Source organism: Rhodopseudomonas sp. AAP120 (genome assembly GCF_001295845.1).
Taxonomy (GTDB): Bacteria; Pseudomonadota; Alphaproteobacteria; order Rhizobiales; family Xanthobacteraceae; genus Rhodopseudomonas.
In genome coordinates this window covers 1-16,227 of sequence record NZ_LJIC01000167.1, presented here as the reverse complement: position 1 = coordinate 16,227, position 16,227 = coordinate 1, and the positions used below count along the sequence as shown (strand labels likewise).

Annotated in this window: 15 protein-coding genes; 10 read left to right on the top strand and 5 right to left on the bottom strand. The window is 65.4% G+C overall.

Going from position 1 to position 16,227, the window contains the following annotated elements:
• Window positions 1-96: 96 nt before the first annotated feature.
• On the bottom strand, window positions 97-1,326 hold the full coding sequence (locus IP86_RS23450) for a branched-chain amino acid ABC transporter substrate-binding protein (RefSeq protein ID WP_054164845.1): 1,230 nt from the start codon (window positions 1,324-1,326) through the stop codon (window positions 97-99).
• A 210-nt stretch (window positions 1,327-1,536) separates the two neighbouring features.
• Complete coding sequence (locus tag IP86_RS23445) at window positions 1,537-2,382, bottom strand: uroporphyrinogen-III synthase (protein WP_054164850.1); 846 nt, start codon at window positions 2,380-2,382, stop codon at window positions 1,537-1,539.
• Between the two features lie 131 nt (window positions 2,383-2,513).
• Here IP86_RS23445 and purU point away from each other — a divergent pair, with 131 nt between their 5' ends.
• Entirely contained in the window at window positions 2,514-3,374 is an 861-nt protein-coding gene (gene purU, locus IP86_RS23440; protein ID WP_054164844.1) for a formyltetrahydrofolate deformylase, read from the top strand.
• 129 nt (window positions 3,375-3,503) lie between these two features.
• On the opposite strand, the gene IP86_RS23435 is transcribed toward purU, so the two are convergent.
• The gene (locus IP86_RS23435) at window positions 3,504-4,088 is read right to left on the bottom strand and encodes a DUF2939 domain-containing protein (protein WP_054164849.1); all 585 of its coding nucleotides are present in this window, start codon (window positions 4,086-4,088) and stop codon (window positions 3,504-3,506) included.
• A 109-nt stretch (window positions 4,089-4,197) separates the two neighbouring features.
• Window positions 4,198-4,488: a hypothetical protein gene (locus tag IP86_RS23430; protein ID WP_156332604.1), complete on the bottom strand. Its 291-nt coding sequence runs from the start codon at window positions 4,486-4,488 to the stop codon at window positions 4,198-4,200.
• A 333-nt stretch (window positions 4,489-4,821) separates the two neighbouring features.
• Between IP86_RS23430 and IP86_RS23425 the strand changes: the two genes are divergently transcribed.
• The 7 genes from IP86_RS23425 to IP86_RS23395 all read left to right on the top strand — a co-directional run bounded on the left by IP86_RS23425 (window position 4,822) and on the right by IP86_RS23395 (window position 11,951).
• Window positions 4,822-5,997 (top strand): ABC transporter substrate-binding protein, encoded by a 1,176-nt coding sequence (locus IP86_RS23425; protein ID WP_054164842.1) that lies wholly within the window; start codon window positions 4,822-4,824, stop codon window positions 5,995-5,997.
• 210 nt (window positions 5,998-6,207) lie between these two features.
• The gene (locus IP86_RS23420) at window positions 6,208-7,074 is read left to right on the top strand and encodes a branched-chain amino acid ABC transporter permease (RefSeq protein ID WP_054164841.1); all 867 of its coding nucleotides are present in this window, start codon (window positions 6,208-6,210) and stop codon (window positions 7,072-7,074) included.
• Between the two features lie 4 nt (window positions 7,075-7,078).
• Complete coding sequence (locus IP86_RS23415) at window positions 7,079-8,098, top strand: branched-chain amino acid ABC transporter permease (RefSeq protein ID WP_054164840.1); 1,020 nt, start codon at window positions 7,079-7,081, stop codon at window positions 8,096-8,098.
• Window positions 8,095-8,847, top strand: a complete 753-nt coding sequence (locus IP86_RS23410) for an ABC transporter ATP-binding protein (protein ID WP_054164839.1) — start codon at window positions 8,095-8,097, stop codon at window positions 8,845-8,847. The genes IP86_RS23415 and IP86_RS23410 overlap by 4 nt, the downstream gene beginning before the upstream one ends.
• A complete protein-coding gene (locus IP86_RS23405) occupies window positions 8,840-9,562 on the top strand; it encodes an ABC transporter ATP-binding protein (protein WP_054164848.1) in 723 nt (240 codons plus the stop codon). Before IP86_RS23410 ends, IP86_RS23405 begins: the two co-directional genes overlap by 8 nt.
• Before the next feature lie 20 nt (window positions 9,563-9,582).
• Window positions 9,583-10,701 (top strand): cobalamin-independent methionine synthase II family protein, encoded by a 1,119-nt coding sequence (locus tag IP86_RS23400; protein ID WP_054164838.1) that lies wholly within the window; start codon window positions 9,583-9,585, stop codon window positions 10,699-10,701.
• A 209-nt stretch (window positions 10,702-10,910) separates the two neighbouring features.
• Window positions 10,911-11,951, top strand: coding sequence for a glycosyltransferase family 2 protein (locus tag IP86_RS23395; RefSeq protein WP_082364224.1), 1,041 nt, complete (start codon window positions 10,911-10,913; stop codon window positions 11,949-11,951).
• Window positions 11,952-11,978: 27 nt separating this feature from the next.
• On the opposite strand, the gene IP86_RS23390 is transcribed toward IP86_RS23395, so the two are convergent.
• Window positions 11,979-13,283, bottom strand: coding sequence for a UDP-glucose dehydrogenase family protein (locus IP86_RS23390; protein WP_054164837.1), 1,305 nt, complete (start codon window positions 13,281-13,283; stop codon window positions 11,979-11,981).
• A 195-nt stretch (window positions 13,284-13,478) separates the two neighbouring features.
• Between IP86_RS23390 and IP86_RS23385 the strand changes: the two genes are divergently transcribed.
• The gene (locus tag IP86_RS23385; protein ID WP_054164836.1) at window positions 13,479-14,831 is read left to right on the top strand and encodes a hypothetical protein; all 1,353 of its coding nucleotides are present in this window, start codon (window positions 13,479-13,481) and stop codon (window positions 14,829-14,831) included.
• A 61-nt stretch (window positions 14,832-14,892) separates the two neighbouring features.
• The gene (gene metK / locus IP86_RS23380; protein ID WP_054164846.1) at window positions 14,893-16,089 is read left to right on the top strand and encodes a methionine adenosyltransferase; all 1,197 of its coding nucleotides are present in this window, start codon (window positions 14,893-14,895) and stop codon (window positions 16,087-16,089) included.
• Window positions 16,090-16,227 lie beyond the last annotated feature (138 nt).

Sequence of the window (16,227 nt, the reverse complement as noted above, 5' to 3'; positions counted from 1 at the left end):
GTCTCGACAAAGCGCTGACGTTGCGTCGTGTGGAGGCGCCCCCTCACCCCGGCCCTCTCCCCGCAAGCGGGGAGAGGGAGGAGAGACGCGCGAGCCTTACGGCCGGTCCATCTTGCAGGTGGTCGGCAGCATGGTCTGGGCGGTGTCGACCTTGGCGACCTGCTTCCAGCCCCAGCCGGTCTTTTCCTCGTCGAACTGGCCGGCGGGAATTGTGCCGAAGGAGGAGATGTAGATCGGCTGGAAGAACTGGTGGTCGTCCTTGCGCATGATGCCTTCGCCGCCGTCGAGCACTTCGAACTTCATGTCCTCGAGCGCGTGGGCGACCTTGACCGGATCTAGCGACTTGGCCTTTTCGGCGGCCGCCGCGAACATCCGCATTTCGTTGACGGCACGCGGATACCACAGGCTCAGATCGACCTTGGCGCGGAACGCCTTCTCGAAGTCCTGCGAGGGCTTGTGCTCGACGTTGGCGAAACCTTCGGTGATCTGGAACACCTGATGGTCGAGGCCGGCCTGCTTGATCGCGGTCGGACCGCCGGCGCCGCCGGCATAGTAGGTGTACCAGCTCACCTTGAGGCCGGCATCAGCCGCCGCCTTCAGCAGCAGCGCGATGTCCTGGCCCCAATTGCCGGTCACGACGGTGTCGGCGCCCGACGCCTTGATCTTGGCGACGTAGGGGGCGAAATCGGAGATCTTCAGCAGCGGGTGCAGTTCGTCACCGACGATCTGGATGTCGGGACGCTTCTTGGCCAGCATCGCGCGGGCCTGGGTGCGAACCGACTGCCCGAACGAATAGTCCTGATTGATCAGGTAGACCTTCTTGATGGCCGGCACGTCCTTCATATAGTTGGTCAGCGCCTCCATCTTGATGTCTGAGTTCGCGTCCCAGCGGAAATGCCAGAAGCTGCACTTCTCGTTGGTCAGGACCGGGTCGACCGCGGCGTAGTTGAAGTACAGCACTTCCTTGCCGGGGTTGCGCTCGTTGTACTTGGTCAGGAAGTCCGACAGCGCGCCCGCGACCGAGGAGCCGTTGCCCTGGGTGACGTAACGCACGCCGGAGTCGATCGCCTTCTGGGCCTGGATCAGGCTTTCCTGGGGATTGGTCTTGTTGTCGAGCGGGACGATCTCGACCTTCTTGCCGAGGATGCCGCCCTTGGCGTTGAGCTCGTCAGCCAGGTACTGGAAGGTCTTGAGGCCGCCTTCACCGACGCTGGCGCCGCCGCCCGAGAGCGGATCGATGTATCCGATCTTCACGGTTTCCTGGGCGATCGCCGCCGAGGTGAACATCGGCGCCGCGATTGCGACGGCTGCGAGAAATCGCTTCATCAGGTTCCTCCCTAAATCCCCGAGGGGCTTTTTTGTATTGTTGGCGTGTTAGCGCAGATCACAGAGCGGTTTCAACCCGGCGCTTGATGTTCTTCCGAAAACATCCTTACTTTTCGGCGGGAGCGCGCCGCGTCCGAATGCTGGACAGCTCGCATAACTGTGCCCAGTTCGCAGGCATTTCTCGAAATCGGGCCACTCGCAGTAACCGTCTCAGGACGCTGCTGCGGGCCTTGGCGTGCGGCTGCTGAGGGCCGTACTCATCGCGCTGATCAGCGGCTTCATGAAGAAGGCGCCGTCCGGCGGCGTGATGGCCGGCGTCAAGCTGTGCTGCTTGAGTTCGTCGGATACCACCGGTCCGACCGACGCGATCGGGGTTGTCAGGAGAGCTTGACGCAGGCGGTCCTCGCAGCCGCGCGCTTGCGCCACATCCAGCAGCCGCCGAAACTGGTTGGAGCTGGTCAGCGCAATCGCATCGACGCGGCCTCCTGCCATTTCATCGATGGCGTTGATCACATTGTCTTCAGCGGCGCGCGGATCGTATGCGTAGGGCAGCACCGTTTCGACGGTTGCCCCCTGCGCCTCGATAGCGCCAATCAAGGCGGCGTGATCCTTGTCCGGGTAGAGTTGCAGCCCGACGACGCGGCCGCCGAGATCGTAGCGCGCCAGCGTCGCGACGATGCCTTCGGACGTCGGAGTTTCGGTCGTGACGGTGGCGTCCAGTCCGATCTCGCGTAGCGCCTTGCCGGGCTTGGGGCCGCGGGCGAAGCGCCGGGTGCGGCCGACCGCCGCGACGAAGTCGGGCTCGCGTCCGAGGCTGCGCGCCAGCTTGGTCAGGCGTCGCAGTCCTTCACCGGTGGTCAACACCAGGTCGTCGAACGGGCGCGCGATCAGCCGGTCGATCCATGCCGCGACCGGCGCCGGGTCCGGCGCGTCGATGATCGCCACCATCGGACATTGCAGGACCTGTGCTCCCTGTTCGGTCAGCAGCCGGGAAAACTGCGCTTCCTCCCGGGTTTCCAGGATCAGGATGCGATACCCGTCGAGCCGCCCAGCCATCAGTGTCCTGCCGATCGTCTTTGCTTCGATCATCTTGCGCCTTTGATCGGGATTGGCGCAAGGGCGGAGCCGGTGCTAGAGCAGAGCTTACCCGAAGTTCCGGCGCGCCCCGCGCTGATACCAAGATCGCCATGCCCCATCGCCAATATGTGCTGACCCTGTCCTGCCCCGATCGCGCCGGAATCGTCGCGGCGGTCACCACGTTTCTGTTCGAGAACGGCCAGAACATTCTCGACGCCCAGCAATATAACGACACCGAAAGCGGGCATTTCTTCATGCGCGTGGTGTTCAACGCGGCCGGCAAGGTGGTGCCGCTGGCGGATCTGCGGACCGGCTTCGGCGCGGTCGCGGTGAAGTTCACGATGGGCTGGCACATGCGCGACCGCGAGACCCGGCGCCGCGTCATGCTGCTGGTGTCGCAATCCGATCACTGCCTGGCCGATATCCTGTATCGCTGGCGGATCGGCGAACTCCCGATGATCCCGACCGCGATCGTCTCTAACCATCCGCGCGAGACCTTCAGCGGCTTCGACTTCGGCGAGATCCCATTCTATCATATGCCGGTGACCAAGGAGACGCGGCGCCAGCAGGAAGCCGCCATCACTGCGCTGATCGCGCAGACCAAGACCGATCTGGTGGTGCTGGCGCGCTACATGCAGATTTTGTCCGACGAGATGTCCCAGCGTCTGGCCGGCCGCTGCATCAACATCCACCATTCGTTTCTGCCCGGATTCAAGGGCGCCAAGCCGTATCACCAGGCCTTCGACCGCGGCGTCAAGCTGATCGGCGCCACCGCGCACTACGTCACCAGTGCGCTCGACGAAGGTCCGATCATCGATCAGGACGTCGAGCGCATCAGCCATCGCGACACGCCGGCTGATCTGGTGCGCAAGGGCCGCGACATCGAGCGCCGCGTGCTGGCTCGCGCCATGCACTATCACCTCGACGATCGCGTGATCCTGAACGGCCGCAAGACGGTGGTGTTTAACTAAACGGATGTCTGGCTGCGCCTGGCCAGACCGTAAGCATTCTCAGTGGCTCGTTGAGGCTGGCTGCACGCGCGCCACAGGATGGCGCTGCCAGGTCGCAGGGGTCATGACAGTTCCTGCTGCGCGGCGGAGCTACTTCGCCGGCAGCGAGGCCGCCAGGTTGTTGATGACATCCGCTGGCAGGGTGAGGCCGGACAGCTTCCATCCGGTGCCGGCGAAATGCAGCCGCGCTTCGCCGAAGCGGTCGGCGGTCGCGTCGGTCAGCCTGATGCCGAACTCCGCCGGCTGGATGAAGCGGAGCCGCTGTAGCATGGCCAGCGCATTTCCGGTGTCGAGATCGGCGAGCCGGGGCAATCCGCTGATTGGCGGCAGTTCCTGAACGCCTTGGATCTTCCCGGTCTTCAGGATCTCGGTCAGACGCTCGGCGGTCAGCAGTTTGGCGATCATCGCCTCAGCGACACCGCCGCCGGCCGCCCGGATCAGCATCCGCTCGGTCGAACCGACCTGGCGGGTCTCGCCGATGCGGACCAGATAGGCCCCTACGACCTGATCGGCGATCGATTGCTTCAGCGAGGTTATGTCGGTGCGCTCGATCACCGCCGCGCCGTTGCCGGTCCGGACGGCGTCGGCGAGCGTGGCGAGCGACCACAGCGCCGAGCCGAGATACAGCACCAGCAAGACGAAAAGGGCGACGAGGCTGCCGAGCAACCAGCGCATGAGCATCTCCGAAGGCTTGCCTCGGGCCGATTGGCGCGAGGGCCAGCGTCAACTCGCACCGCGCGGTTTCGCTCCGCGCGCAGCAAAGGCCGAGCCCGGCCTTTCTCGCTCAGCGGGCCGGAGCCGTCGCCGCGGCCGTTCCGCCGTCGGCCCTGCCTTCGAGCTTCTCGCGTTCCGCCGCCGGCATGTTGCGGCGCCGCTCCTGCTCTTTCATGTAGGCCTCGTATTTGGCCGTTCCCGGACGCGGCGGGGCGTTGGCCGGTAGTCCGCCGGCCCATTGCGGGACGTGGTCGGCCATGCCCTCGGTCAGCTTCTCATTGATGGTGCCGCAGCCGCCGAGGCCGCTCAGCAAGAGACCGACAAGGGCCGCGACCGATAGACGCAACGAACTCGCTCGCATTGGTATCTTGATGTCCTGGTTAGTCGGCCGAGGCGCCGGCGGCCGGATAGGAAGGCCCGGATAGCAGCCGCCGCAACCGCGCGGCGCGTTCTTTCTGCTATCCTTCTAAGGCATACCTGATATCGCACCATCATCCCGGTTTCCATGGCAATGATGTGGCCAATCGGCCGATCGAAGCTCGACCAGGTCAGTCCTCGCTCGCGACCAGGGCGCCGAGATCGTGCGCAAGCACCATCCAAAGTCGACGAACGCCGCATGACTCCGCGGCGACGCCTCGGCTAGAATGGCAACGGGGTCAAAACCCCGGACCAACCGGGACAAGAGGAAACGCTCATGCTGATTGGCAGACGCACACTGCTGCAGGCCGCCTGTATCGCCGTCGCAGCCGCCACACCGATCGCCGCGCAGGCCGAGGACGTCTTCAAGATCGGGCTGATCGTGCCGATGACTGGCGGCCAGGCCTCGACCGGCAAGCAGATCGACAACGCGATCAAGCTGTACATGAAGAAGAACGGCCCCACCGTCGCCGGCAAGAAGATCGAGATCATCCTCAAGGACGACGCGGCGATCCCGGACAATACCAAGCGGATGGCGCAGGAGCTGATCGTCAACGATAAGGTCAATGTGATCGCCGGCTTCGGCATCACCCCGGCGGCGCTGGCCGCCGCGCCGCTCGCGACCCAGGCCAAGGTGCCGGAGATCGTGATGGCGGCTGGCACCTCGATCATCACCGAGCGTTCGCCCTACATCGTTCGCACCTCGTTCACGCTGCCGCAGTCCTCCAGCATCATCGGCGACTGGGCCGCCAAGAACGGCATCAAGAAGGTCGCGACGCTGACCTCGGACTACGCGCCCGGCAACGACGCGCTGGCCTCGTTCAAGGAGAACTTCACCGCCGGCGGCGGCCAGATCGTCGAAGAGATCAAGGTGCCGCTCGCCAATCCCGACTTCGCGCCGTTCCTGCAGCGTATGAAGGACGCCAAGCCCGACGCGATGTTCGTGTTCGTGCCGGCCGGGCAGGGCGGCAACTTCATGAAGCAGTTCGCCGAGCGTGGCCTCGACAAGAGCGGCATCAAGGTGATCGGCCCCGGCGACGTGATGGACGACGATCTGCTCAACAGCATGGGCGACGCCGCGCTCGGCGTTGTCACCGCCCACATGTATTCGGCGGCGCATCCGTCGGCGATGAACAAGGAGTTCGTTGCCGACTACAAGAAGGATTTCGGCCAGCGGCCCGGCTTTATGGCGGTCGGCGGCTATGACGGCATCCACCTGGTCTACGAGGCGCTGAAGAAGACTGGCGGCAAGACCGACGGCGACTCGCTGGTTGCCGCAATGAAGGGCATGAAGTGGGAAAGCCCGCGCGGCCCGATCTCGATCGACCCCGACACACGCGACATCGTCCAGGACATCTATATCCGCAAGGTCGAGAAGGTCGACGGTGAACTCTACAACGTCGAGTTCGCCAAATTCGACGCCGTGAAGGACCCCGGCAAGACGAAGAAGTAACTGAGCCACAAGCGAGACCTCATCCTGAGGAGCCGGGCTTTGCTCGTTGAGCAAAGCCCGGCGTCTCGAAGGATGGGCCTCACGCCCGAAGCCCTCGTGCTTCGAGACGGCCCTGCGGGTCTCCTCAGCATGAGGGCTTCTCCTCTCCTTCCGATGCCCCCCGAAGACGGGAGGCATCTCGGAATGACGAACGCTGATGATTGAAGCTCGATGACCTTCCTCACCATCCTGTTCGACGGCGTCGCCTACGGCATGTTGCTGTTCGTGCTGGCGTGCGGGCTGGCGGTCACGCTGGGGCTGATGAACTTCGTCAACCTTGCGCACGGCGCCTTCGCGATGGCCGGCGGCTATGTCTGCGCCGTGCTGGTCAACAAGATGGGCTGGCCGTTCTTCGCGGCGCTGCCGATCGCCTTCCTCGCCAGCGCGCTGGTCGGCGCGCTTTTCGAGCGACTGCTGTATCGCCACCTCTACGACCGCTCGCATCTCGATCAGGTGCTGTTCAGCGTCGGCCTGGTCTTCATGTCGGTCGCCGCGATCGATTTCATCATGGGTTCGTCGCGCGTGTTCATCACGCTGCCCGAGGTGCTGCAGGGACAGATCGACCTGTTCGGTGTCGGCATCGGCCGCTACCGGCTGATGATCATCGTGATCTGCGGCCTGCTCACCGTCGCGCTGCAATTGACCCTGGCGAAGACGCGGTTCGGCAGCCGGCTACGCGCCGCGGTCGACGATCCGCGGGTCGCCTCCGGCCTCGGCATCAACGTGCCGCAGGTGTTCGCGCTGACCTTTGCGTTCGGCTGCGGGCTGGCCGGCTTCGGCGGCGCGCTCAGCGCCGAGATCCTCGGGCTCGATCCGTATTTCCCGCTCAAGTTTATGATCTACTTTCTGATCGTGGTGACGGTCGGCGGTTCGTCGTCGATCACCGGGCCGTTCCTCGCCTCGCTGCTGCTCGGCATCGGCGACGTCGCGGGAAAGTACTATCTGCCGAAGATGGGCCCGTTCATCATCTACACCATCATGATCGTGATCCTGATCTGGCGCCCCAACGGCCTGTTCGGCCGCACCGCCGCGCGGTGACGCCATGACCGGCCCGTCCGAAAACGTCGGCTTCCACGCCCGCCGCAGCGCCCGCTGGCGCGCCGCCGAGTTCGTGTTCTGGCTGGCACTGATCGCGGTCGGCTTCCTGTTTCCGTCGCGCTATCTGATCATGACCGACATCGTGCGGATCGGTCTGTTCGCGCTGTCGCTCGATCTGATCCTCGGCTACGCGGGCATCGTGTCGCTCGGCCACGCCGCGTTCTTCGGCGTCGGTGCCTATGCGGCGGGGCTGATGGCACTCCATGCGATCGTGCCTGAGCCGGTGCTGGCGCTGCTGGTCGCCGGCCTCGCCGCCGCCGTGCTCGGCTTCGCCACCAGCTTCCTGGTGATCCGCGGCGTCGATCTGACGCGATTGATGGTGACGCTCGGCATCGCGCTGTTGATGGAAGCGCTGGCCGAACGCTTCTCCAACATCACCGGCGGCACCGACGGCCTGCAGGGCATCGTGATGCAGCCGATCCTCGGCGTGTTCGAGTTCGACATTTTTGGCAAAGTCGGGTTCTGGTACAGCGTCGTTGTGCTGTTCGTGATGTTCCTGCTGGCGCGCCGCATCGTGCATTCGCCGTTCGGCCTCAGCCTGCGCGCGATCCGCAACAATCCGCTGCGCGCCGCCGCGGTCGGCATTCCGGTGAACCGCCGCCTGGTCGCGGTCTATACGCTCGGCGCCTTCTACGCCGGCGTCGCCGGCGCGCTGTTCACCCAGACCACGCAGCTCGCCTCGCTCGACGTGTTCTCGTTCGAGCGGTCGGCCGATCTGGTACTGGTGCTGGTGCTCGGCGGCACCGGGTATCTCTACGGCGGGCTGATCGGCGCGGTGATCTTCAAGATCCTGCAGGAGATCTTTTCGACGATCACGCCGCAATACTGGCTGTTCTGGATCGGCCTGGTGCTGGTAACGATCGTGCTGATCGGCCGCGAGCGCCTGGAGCGCTGGGTGCTGTACGTGCCGCGCCGGCTGACGAAGCTGCTGCCCGGCTCGAAGCCGAGCGGAGGCGCCGCATGAGCTACGCGCTGCAGACCATCGGCCTCGACAAGCATTTCGGCGGCCTCCACGTCACCCGCAATCTGTCGCTCAACATCGCGCCCGGCGCCCGCCACGCGCTGATCGGCCCCAACGGCGCCGGCAAGACCACGGTGATCAATCAGCTCACCGGCGTGCTGAAGCCGAACGGCGGCCGCATCCTGCTCGAGGGGCAGGACATCACCGACATGGCGGTGCACAAGCGGGTGCTGCGCGGGCTGTCGCGCACCTTCCAGATCAATCAGCTTTATGCCGATCTGACGCCGCTCGAAACCATCGGCCTCGCTGTGTCGGAACGATCCGGCCACGGCGGCGACTGGTGGCGGCGGATGGGCACCCGCGTCGACATCAACGACGAGATCGCCGAGAACCTGGCGCGCTTTCATCTGCTCGACGTGATGAATGAGCCGACCGGCCGGCTGCCTTACGGCAAGCAGCGGCTGCTGGAAATCGCGGTCGCAATCGCCACCCGGCCGCGCGTGCTGCTGCTCGACGAGCCCGCCGCCGGCGTCCCGGAAAGCGAGCGCCACGACATTCTCGCCGCGGTGGCGAATTTGCCGCGCGAGGTCACCGTGCTGCTGATCGAGCACGACATGGATCTGGTGTTCTCCTTCGCCGACCGCATCTCGGTGCTGGTCTCCGGCGGACTGCTCACCGAAGGCCCGCCCGAGGAGGTCGCGCGCGATCCGCAGGTCAAGGCGGTGTATCTCGGCGAGGATGCGCATGTCTGAGCTGCTCGCCATCGACAGACTGCGCGCCGGCTATGGCGAGGCGGTGGTGCTGCCGGAGATGTCGCTGCGGCTGCCGGAAGGCGAGGTGCTGGCGCTGCTCGGCCGCAACGGCACCGGCAAGACCACGCTGATCAATTCGATCGTCGGGGTGACGCGGCGGTTCTCCGGTCGGATCAGCCTCGGCGGCCTTGACATCACCACGCTGCGGCCGGACCAGCGCGCCCGCGCGGGGATCGGCTGGGTGCCGCAGGAGCGCAACATCTTCAAGTCGCTGACCGTCGAGGAAAACCTCACCGCAGTGGCGCGGCCGGGGCCGTGGACGGTGGGGCGCATCTACGAGATGTTCCCGCGGCTGGAAGAACGCCGCAGCAATTTCGGCAACCAGCTCTCGGGCGGCGAGCAGCAGATGCTGGCGATCGGGCGGGCGCTGACGCTCAATCCGAAGTTGCTGCTGCTGGATGAACCGACCGAAGGCCTGGCGCCGATCATCGTCGACGAACTGCTGGTGGCGATCGGCGCGATCACCCGGTCGGGCGGCATCTGCTCGATCGTGGTCGAGCAGAATGCGCGAAAAATCCTCGGGCTCGCCGATCGCGTTGTGATATTGGAGCGCGGAACGATCGTTCACGAGGCGCCCAGCGCGGCGCTGAAGGACGATCCGGCCACGCTCGAACGCTATCTCGGCGTCTCCGGCGCCGCTGCCACCAAGAGCTGATCCTGTCTGGGAGTGAGACGATGCAGAGAACCAAAGCCCCCTTCCGCGCCGACGAGGTCGGCAGCCTGCTGCGCCCGCAAAGCATCAAGGAGGCGCGCGCCAAGCTGGAGAAGGGCGAGATCACCGCCGCCGATCTGAAGAAGATCGAGGACATGGAGATCGAGAAGGTCGTCCACAAACAGTCGGCGATCGGACTGAAGCTCGCCACCGACGGCGAATTCCGCCGCTCGTGGTGGCACTTTGACTTCCTCAGCCATCTGACCGGCGCGGAGCTCTACCATCCCGACACCGGCATCCAGTTCGCCGGGGTGCAGACCCGCAACGACTCGATCCGCGTCATCGGCAAGCTCGACTTCCCCGATGATCATCCGATGCTCGATCACTTCCGCTTCCTCAAGAAGCACGCCGATATCGCCCATGTGACGCCGAAGATGACGATCCCGTCGCCGGCCGTGCTGCACTTCCGCGGCGGCCGCAAGGCGATCTCCAAGGAGGTCTATCCGGACCTCGACGTGTTCTTCGAGGATCTCGCCAAGACCTATCGCAAGGCCGTCAAGGCGTTCTACGACGCCGGCTGCCGCTATCTGCAGTTCGACGACACCGTCTGGGCCTATCTGTGCTCGCAGGACGAACTGGAGAAGGCCCGCGCCCGCGGCGACGATCCGGACAATCTGCAGCAGATCTACGCCCGCGTGATCAACTACGCGATCGCGGAGCGGCCCGCCGACATGGTGATCACCACGCATGTCTGCCGCGGCAATTTCCGCTCGACCTGGATTTCGTCCGGCGGCTACGAGCCGGTGGCCGAGACGCTGCTGGCCGGCATCAATTACGACGGCTACTTCCTCGAATACGATTCGGAGCGGGCGGGCGGCTTCGAGCCGCTGCGCTTCCTGCCCAAGGGCAACAAGGTCGTGGTGGTCGGCGTTATCACCTCGAAGTTCGGCGAGCTCGAGAAGAAGGACGACATCAAGCGCCGTCTCGAAGAAGCCGCCAAGTTCGCCCCGCTCGAGCAACTCGCTGTGTCTCCGCAATGCGGCTTCGCCTCGACCGAGGAAGGCAACATCCTCAGCGAGCAGGAGCAGTGGGACAAGCTGCGCCTCGCCGTCGAGGTGGCGCAGGAAATCTGGGGGAAGTAGGCCCTCTGCGTCGTTGCGCGCACAGCGAGCAATCCAGAACCGAGTAGGGCTGGATTGCATCGTCGCGGAGCCGGTGCCCGGATGGCGCTCAGCGCTGATCCGGCTGCTTCTCGCAATGACTGCGAGGCACAGACGGGCTTGAGGGTTCCTTAAGCGCCGCGTCCTTATCATCGCTGGGTCCAATCCCTAACGATTGCTTAAGGACAGCCATGGTCGCTGCGCCCGAGATCCGACGTCCGCTGCGCGGCGATCTCGCCTCGATGGCGCAGGCGCTGCAGGATTTCGCCGAGCGCGAATTCCCGCAGGTCGTGGTCGCGTCGCCGCGCGTCGCGGTGCTGGTGCCTTGCTACAACGAAGAGGCGACGGTCGCCCGCGTCGTTGCCGACTTCCGGGAAGCGCTGCCGGATGCCGCGATCTACGTCTATGATAACAATTCCGTCGACCGTACCGCAGAGTTCGCGCGAAATGCGGGCGCCGAGGTCCGCCACGAGCGCCGCCAGGGCAAGGGGCAGGTGGTGCGGCGGATGTTCGCCGACATCGATGCCGACGTCTATGTGCTGGTCGATGGCGACGCGACGTATGACGCCGCCAGCGCGCCGAAGCTGATCGCGGCGCTGCAGGCCGAGCATCTCGACATGGTAGTGGGCGCGCGGATCGATCAGGCGCAGCGCGCCTGGCGGCCCGGTCATCGCACCGGCAATTGGCTGCTCACCGGTTTTCTCTCGGCGGTGTTCGGCCAGGCCTTCAAGGACATCCTGTCGGGCTACCGGGTGTTCTCGCGGCGCTTCGTGAAGACGTTCCCGGTGCTGTCGGACGGCTTCGAGATCGAAACCGAACTCAGCGTCCATGCGCTCGAACTGGCGATGCCGGTCAAGGAAATCGAGACGCCGTATTACGAGCGGCCGGAAGGCTCGGTCAGCAAGCTGAACACCTGGCGTGATGGCTTCCGCATCCTCGGCACCATCCTGAAGCTGTATCGCTCGGAAAAGCCGCTGCGGTTCTTCGGCGCGATCTCGATCGGACTGGCCGTGCTGTCGGTCGGCCTCGCCATCCCGCTGATCATCACTTTTGTCGAGACCGGGCTGGTGCCGCGGTTTCCGACCGCGATCCTGTCGGCCAGCCTGATGATCGTCGCCGTGCTGGCGGCGTCGTCCGGTCTGGTGCTCGACACCGTCACCCGCGGCCGCCGCGAGATGAAGCTGCTGGCCTATCTGGCGCATCCCGCGCTCGGGCAGCGCCCCGGCGCGTAGATGCTATCGGCGCCACCGCCGCTCGGCTCAGCCCCGTCCGACGCTGTGATAATTGAAGCCGTATTCGGCCATCTGCTCGGGCCGGTACACGTTGCGCAGATCGACGATCACCGGCTGCTTCATCGCGCCCTTCAGACGCGCGAGGTCGAGCGCGCGGAACTGCACCCACTCGGTGACGATGACGAGGACGTCGGCGCCCTGCGCGCAATCGTAAGCGTCGTCGCAATAGGTGATGTCGGGCAGTTCGGTCTTGGCCTGGGTCATGCCGACCGGATCGAACGCACGCACCACCGCGCCCATGTCGATCAACCCGGTGATCAGCGGGATCGACGGCGCGTCGCGCATGTCGTCGGTGTCCGGCTTGAAGGTCAGTCCGAGTACCGCGACGGTCTTGCCGCGGATGTTGCCGCCAAGCGCGTGCGACACTTTCCGCGACATCGCCCGCTTGCGGTTGTCGTTGACGGCGAGCACCGCCTCGATGATGCGCAGCGGCACGTCGTGGTCGTGCGCGGTCTGCACGATCGCGCGGGTATCCTTCGGGAAGCACGAGCCGCCGAAGCCGGGACCGGCGTGCAGAAACTTGCTCCCGATACGGTTGTCCATGCCGATGCCGCGGGCGACGTCCTGAACGTCGGCGCCGACTTTCTCGGCCAGATCCGCCATCTCGTTGATGAAGGTGATCTTGGTCGCCAGAAACGCGTTGGCGGCATACTTGATCAGTTCGGCGGTGCGCCGCGCCGTGTACATCAGCGGACCCTGGTTCAGCGACAGCGGGCGGTAGATCTCGCCCAGCACCTTGCGGGCGCGCTCGTCGGAGGTGCCGATCACGATGCGGTCCGGGAACTTGAAGTCGCGGATCGCCGCGCCCTCGCGTAGGAATTCCGGATTGGAGGCGACCGCCGTGTCGGCGTCCGGATTGGTCTCGCGGATCAGCCGCTCGACCTCGTCGCCGGTGCCGACCGGCACGGTCGATTTGGTGACCACGACAGTGAAGCCCTTTAGGGCCGCGCCGATCTCGCGGGCCGCCGCATAGACGTAGCTGAGGTCGGCGTGGCCATCGCCGCGCCGCGACGGCGTGCCCACCGCGATGAACACCGCATCGGCTTCGCCCACCGGGACGGTCAGGTCGGTGGTGAAGCCGAGCCGGCCGGCCCTGACATTGGCCGCCACCAGCTCGTCCAGCCCCGGCTCGTAGATCGGGATCTGGCCGCGATGCAGCGCCGCGATCTTATCGGCGTCTTTGTCGACGCAGGTCACGTCATGGCCGAAATCGGCAAAGCACGCCCCCGATACCAGCCCCACATAGCCGGTTCCGATCATCGCTATTCGCATCGCACACTCGTCTCTTGGCGCCCCGGCGGGTCGCGGGGTGCTGGCCTCTTAACAGAAACAGGGGAGTTTCCAAATGACAGCCGGATATCCGCGGCGACCCTTACGGGTTCCAATTTTCGATAGCAGGGTTGCTTTTCGCTGGTGGGCAAGTGAAGGTGCGGCTTCCCACTGACCCCGATCTTCCCACCGCGGCGTATGAAGAACGACCAGCTCCTCAGCCGGATTTCCGACTACTGCCGCCAGGCGGGGATGGCCGAGTCGACGTTCGGCCGCCGCGCCGTCAACGACGGCAAGCTGGTGCAGCGGCTGCGCGAGGGCAAGCGCATTACCATCGACACGCTGGAACGGATCGAGGCGTTCCTGGCCGCTGGGCTCGGCACGCCGCCGCCACCGCGCGGCCTGGTGGTGCCGCCGGAGCGGCGCGACCCGCGCAGCAATTTCCGGTTCTTCGAGAATCGCCAGAAGTATCTGCTGTTCGTTCACACCTGCAGCGAAAAGCGGGTGGTGGCGGATCGGGTCGCGCTGGAGCTCGGCAGCATCCATCCGCGGCCGCCGGCGCTGCGCGTCTTCGATGCCGGCTGCGGCGATGGGACGGTGCTGGCGCGGGTGCTGCGGGCCATGCATGGCCGGTTCCCGCATATGCCGTTCTACATCGCCGGCAAGGAACTCAGCCTCGAGGATCTCCGCCTGACGCTGGACAAGGTGGCGGACCGGCTGTTCGAGCATCCGGCCTCGGTGTTCGTCTTCACCAACATGTACTACGCCGAGGCGCCGTGGCTGACCCCGGCGTCCCCGACCGCGGCGGCCGGCATGATCTGGCACGAGGTGCCGCTGCGCGGGGGCTCCTCGGGCGAATTCGAGGCCCAGATCGCCGAACTCGGGCCGTTCCTGCAGGAGAACTGGCGCGCCGCCGTCAGCCCGCGCTCTGGGATGCCGGTGTACGAGCGCCCGGTGGCGATCGTGCTGTACCGGGAAGATCACCGCTTCCTGCTGGATTCGATCATCCCGCGGGCGGGACGGACCGAGGCGAACTTCGACCTGATCATCGCCTCGCAGCCTTACCGGGCCAAATCGAGCGTCAACTTTCGGGCGAAGCGAATCATCGCGCCGCTGGCCCGGGCGCTGCGGGCCGGGGGGCGGCTGATCGGAATTCACTCCCACGGACATGATCCGGGGCTGGAAATTGTCCGGGCCGTCTGGCCGGACGAAAATCCGTTCTCGGTGAGCCGCCACGAGCTGTTGCGCGCGGTCAAATACGAACTCGGATCAGCAGGGAGGGACCTCAATTTTAACGCTTATGCGGATAGCCGGTCGATCTTCCGTTATGATATGGAAGCGCTGCCAAACGAGGTCACCGGGTCGATCGGCAATTCGACGGCCTTCGCAGCCTGGAATGCCGCGGTCTATGTCGCGCAAATCGAGGATGACCGGCTGACGGAAACGACCCAGGGCGGCCACTATCTGGAAGCCACCAGAGAGGTTTTGCGCAAGCACAGCGGGCTCTGGTTTTACGACGAATCCTACGTCATCTCGCGTCGACGCGATTGACTTTTCAGGGATATCATTCACGAAAGCGCCGCCGGTCGGTCCGGTGGATAAGGGGTTGGTGATGCGTGCGTCCTATCTGTTCACGAGTGAGTCGGTGTCGGAAGGTCATCCGGACAAGGTTTGCGACCGGATTTCCGACGAAGTCGTAGATCTGTTCTTCCGCGAAGGCCCCAAGGCCGGCATCGATCCCTGGGCGATTCGCGCCGCCTGCGAGACGCTCGCGACCACCAACAAGGTGGTGATCGCCGGCGAGACCCGCGGCCCCTCCTCGGTGACCAACGACCAGATCGAGAGCGTCGTCCGCGCCGCCATCAAGGACATCGGCTACGAGCAGGAAGGCTTCCACTGGAACACCTGCGACATCGAGATCCTGCTGCATCCGCAGTCGGCCGATATCGCCCAGGGTGTCGACGCGCTGCAGCCCGGCACCAACAAGGAAGAGGGCGCCGGCGACCAGGGCATCATGTTCGGCTACGCCACCAACGAGACGCCCGACCTGATGCCGGCCCCGATCTTCTACGCCCACAAGATCCTGCGGCTGATCTCCGAAGCCCGCCATTCCGGCAAGGAGAAGGTGCTGGGCCCGGATAGCAAGAGCCAGGTCACCATCCAGTACGAGAACGGCAAGCCGGTCGGCGTCCGCGAGATCGTGGTGTCGCATCAGCACCTGGTCGAGGACATGACCTCCGAGCAGGTCCGCGAGCGTGTCGAGCCGTATGTCCGCCAGGCGCTGCCGGCCGACTGGATCTCCGACAAGACGATCTGGCACATCAACCCGACCGGCAAGTTCTTCATCGGCGGTCCGGACGGCGACACCGGCCTGACCGGCCGCAAGATCATCGTCGACACCTACGGCGGCGCGGCCCCGCACGGCGGCGGCGCGTTCTCCGGCAAGGATCCGACCAAGGTCGACCGCTCGGCCGCCTATGCGTCGCGCTATCTCGCCAAGAACATCGTCGCGGCCGGTCTGGCCGATCGCTGCACCCTGCAGCTCGCTTACGCCATCGGTGTGGCGCGGCCGCTGTCGATCTACATCGACACCCACGGCACCGGGAAGGTCTCGGAAGACAAGCTCGAGAAGGCGGTCGCCGAGGCGATGGACCTGACGCCGCGCGGCATCCGCACCCATCTCGACCTCAACAAGCCGATCTACGCCCGCACCTCGTCCTACGGCCATTTCGGCCGCACCCCGGACGCCGACGGCGGCTTCTCCTGGGAGAAGACCGATCTTGCCGAAGCGCTCAAGCGCGCGGTCTAAGAGACAAGACGGGGCTCCCTTACCTCTCCCCGCGCGCGGGGAGAGGTCGACCGCGAAGCGGTCGGGTGAGGGGGCGTATCAGCTCAGCCGAGCCTCTCGGCCTCGCGGTGACGCCCCCCCCCCCCCCCCCCCCCCCCC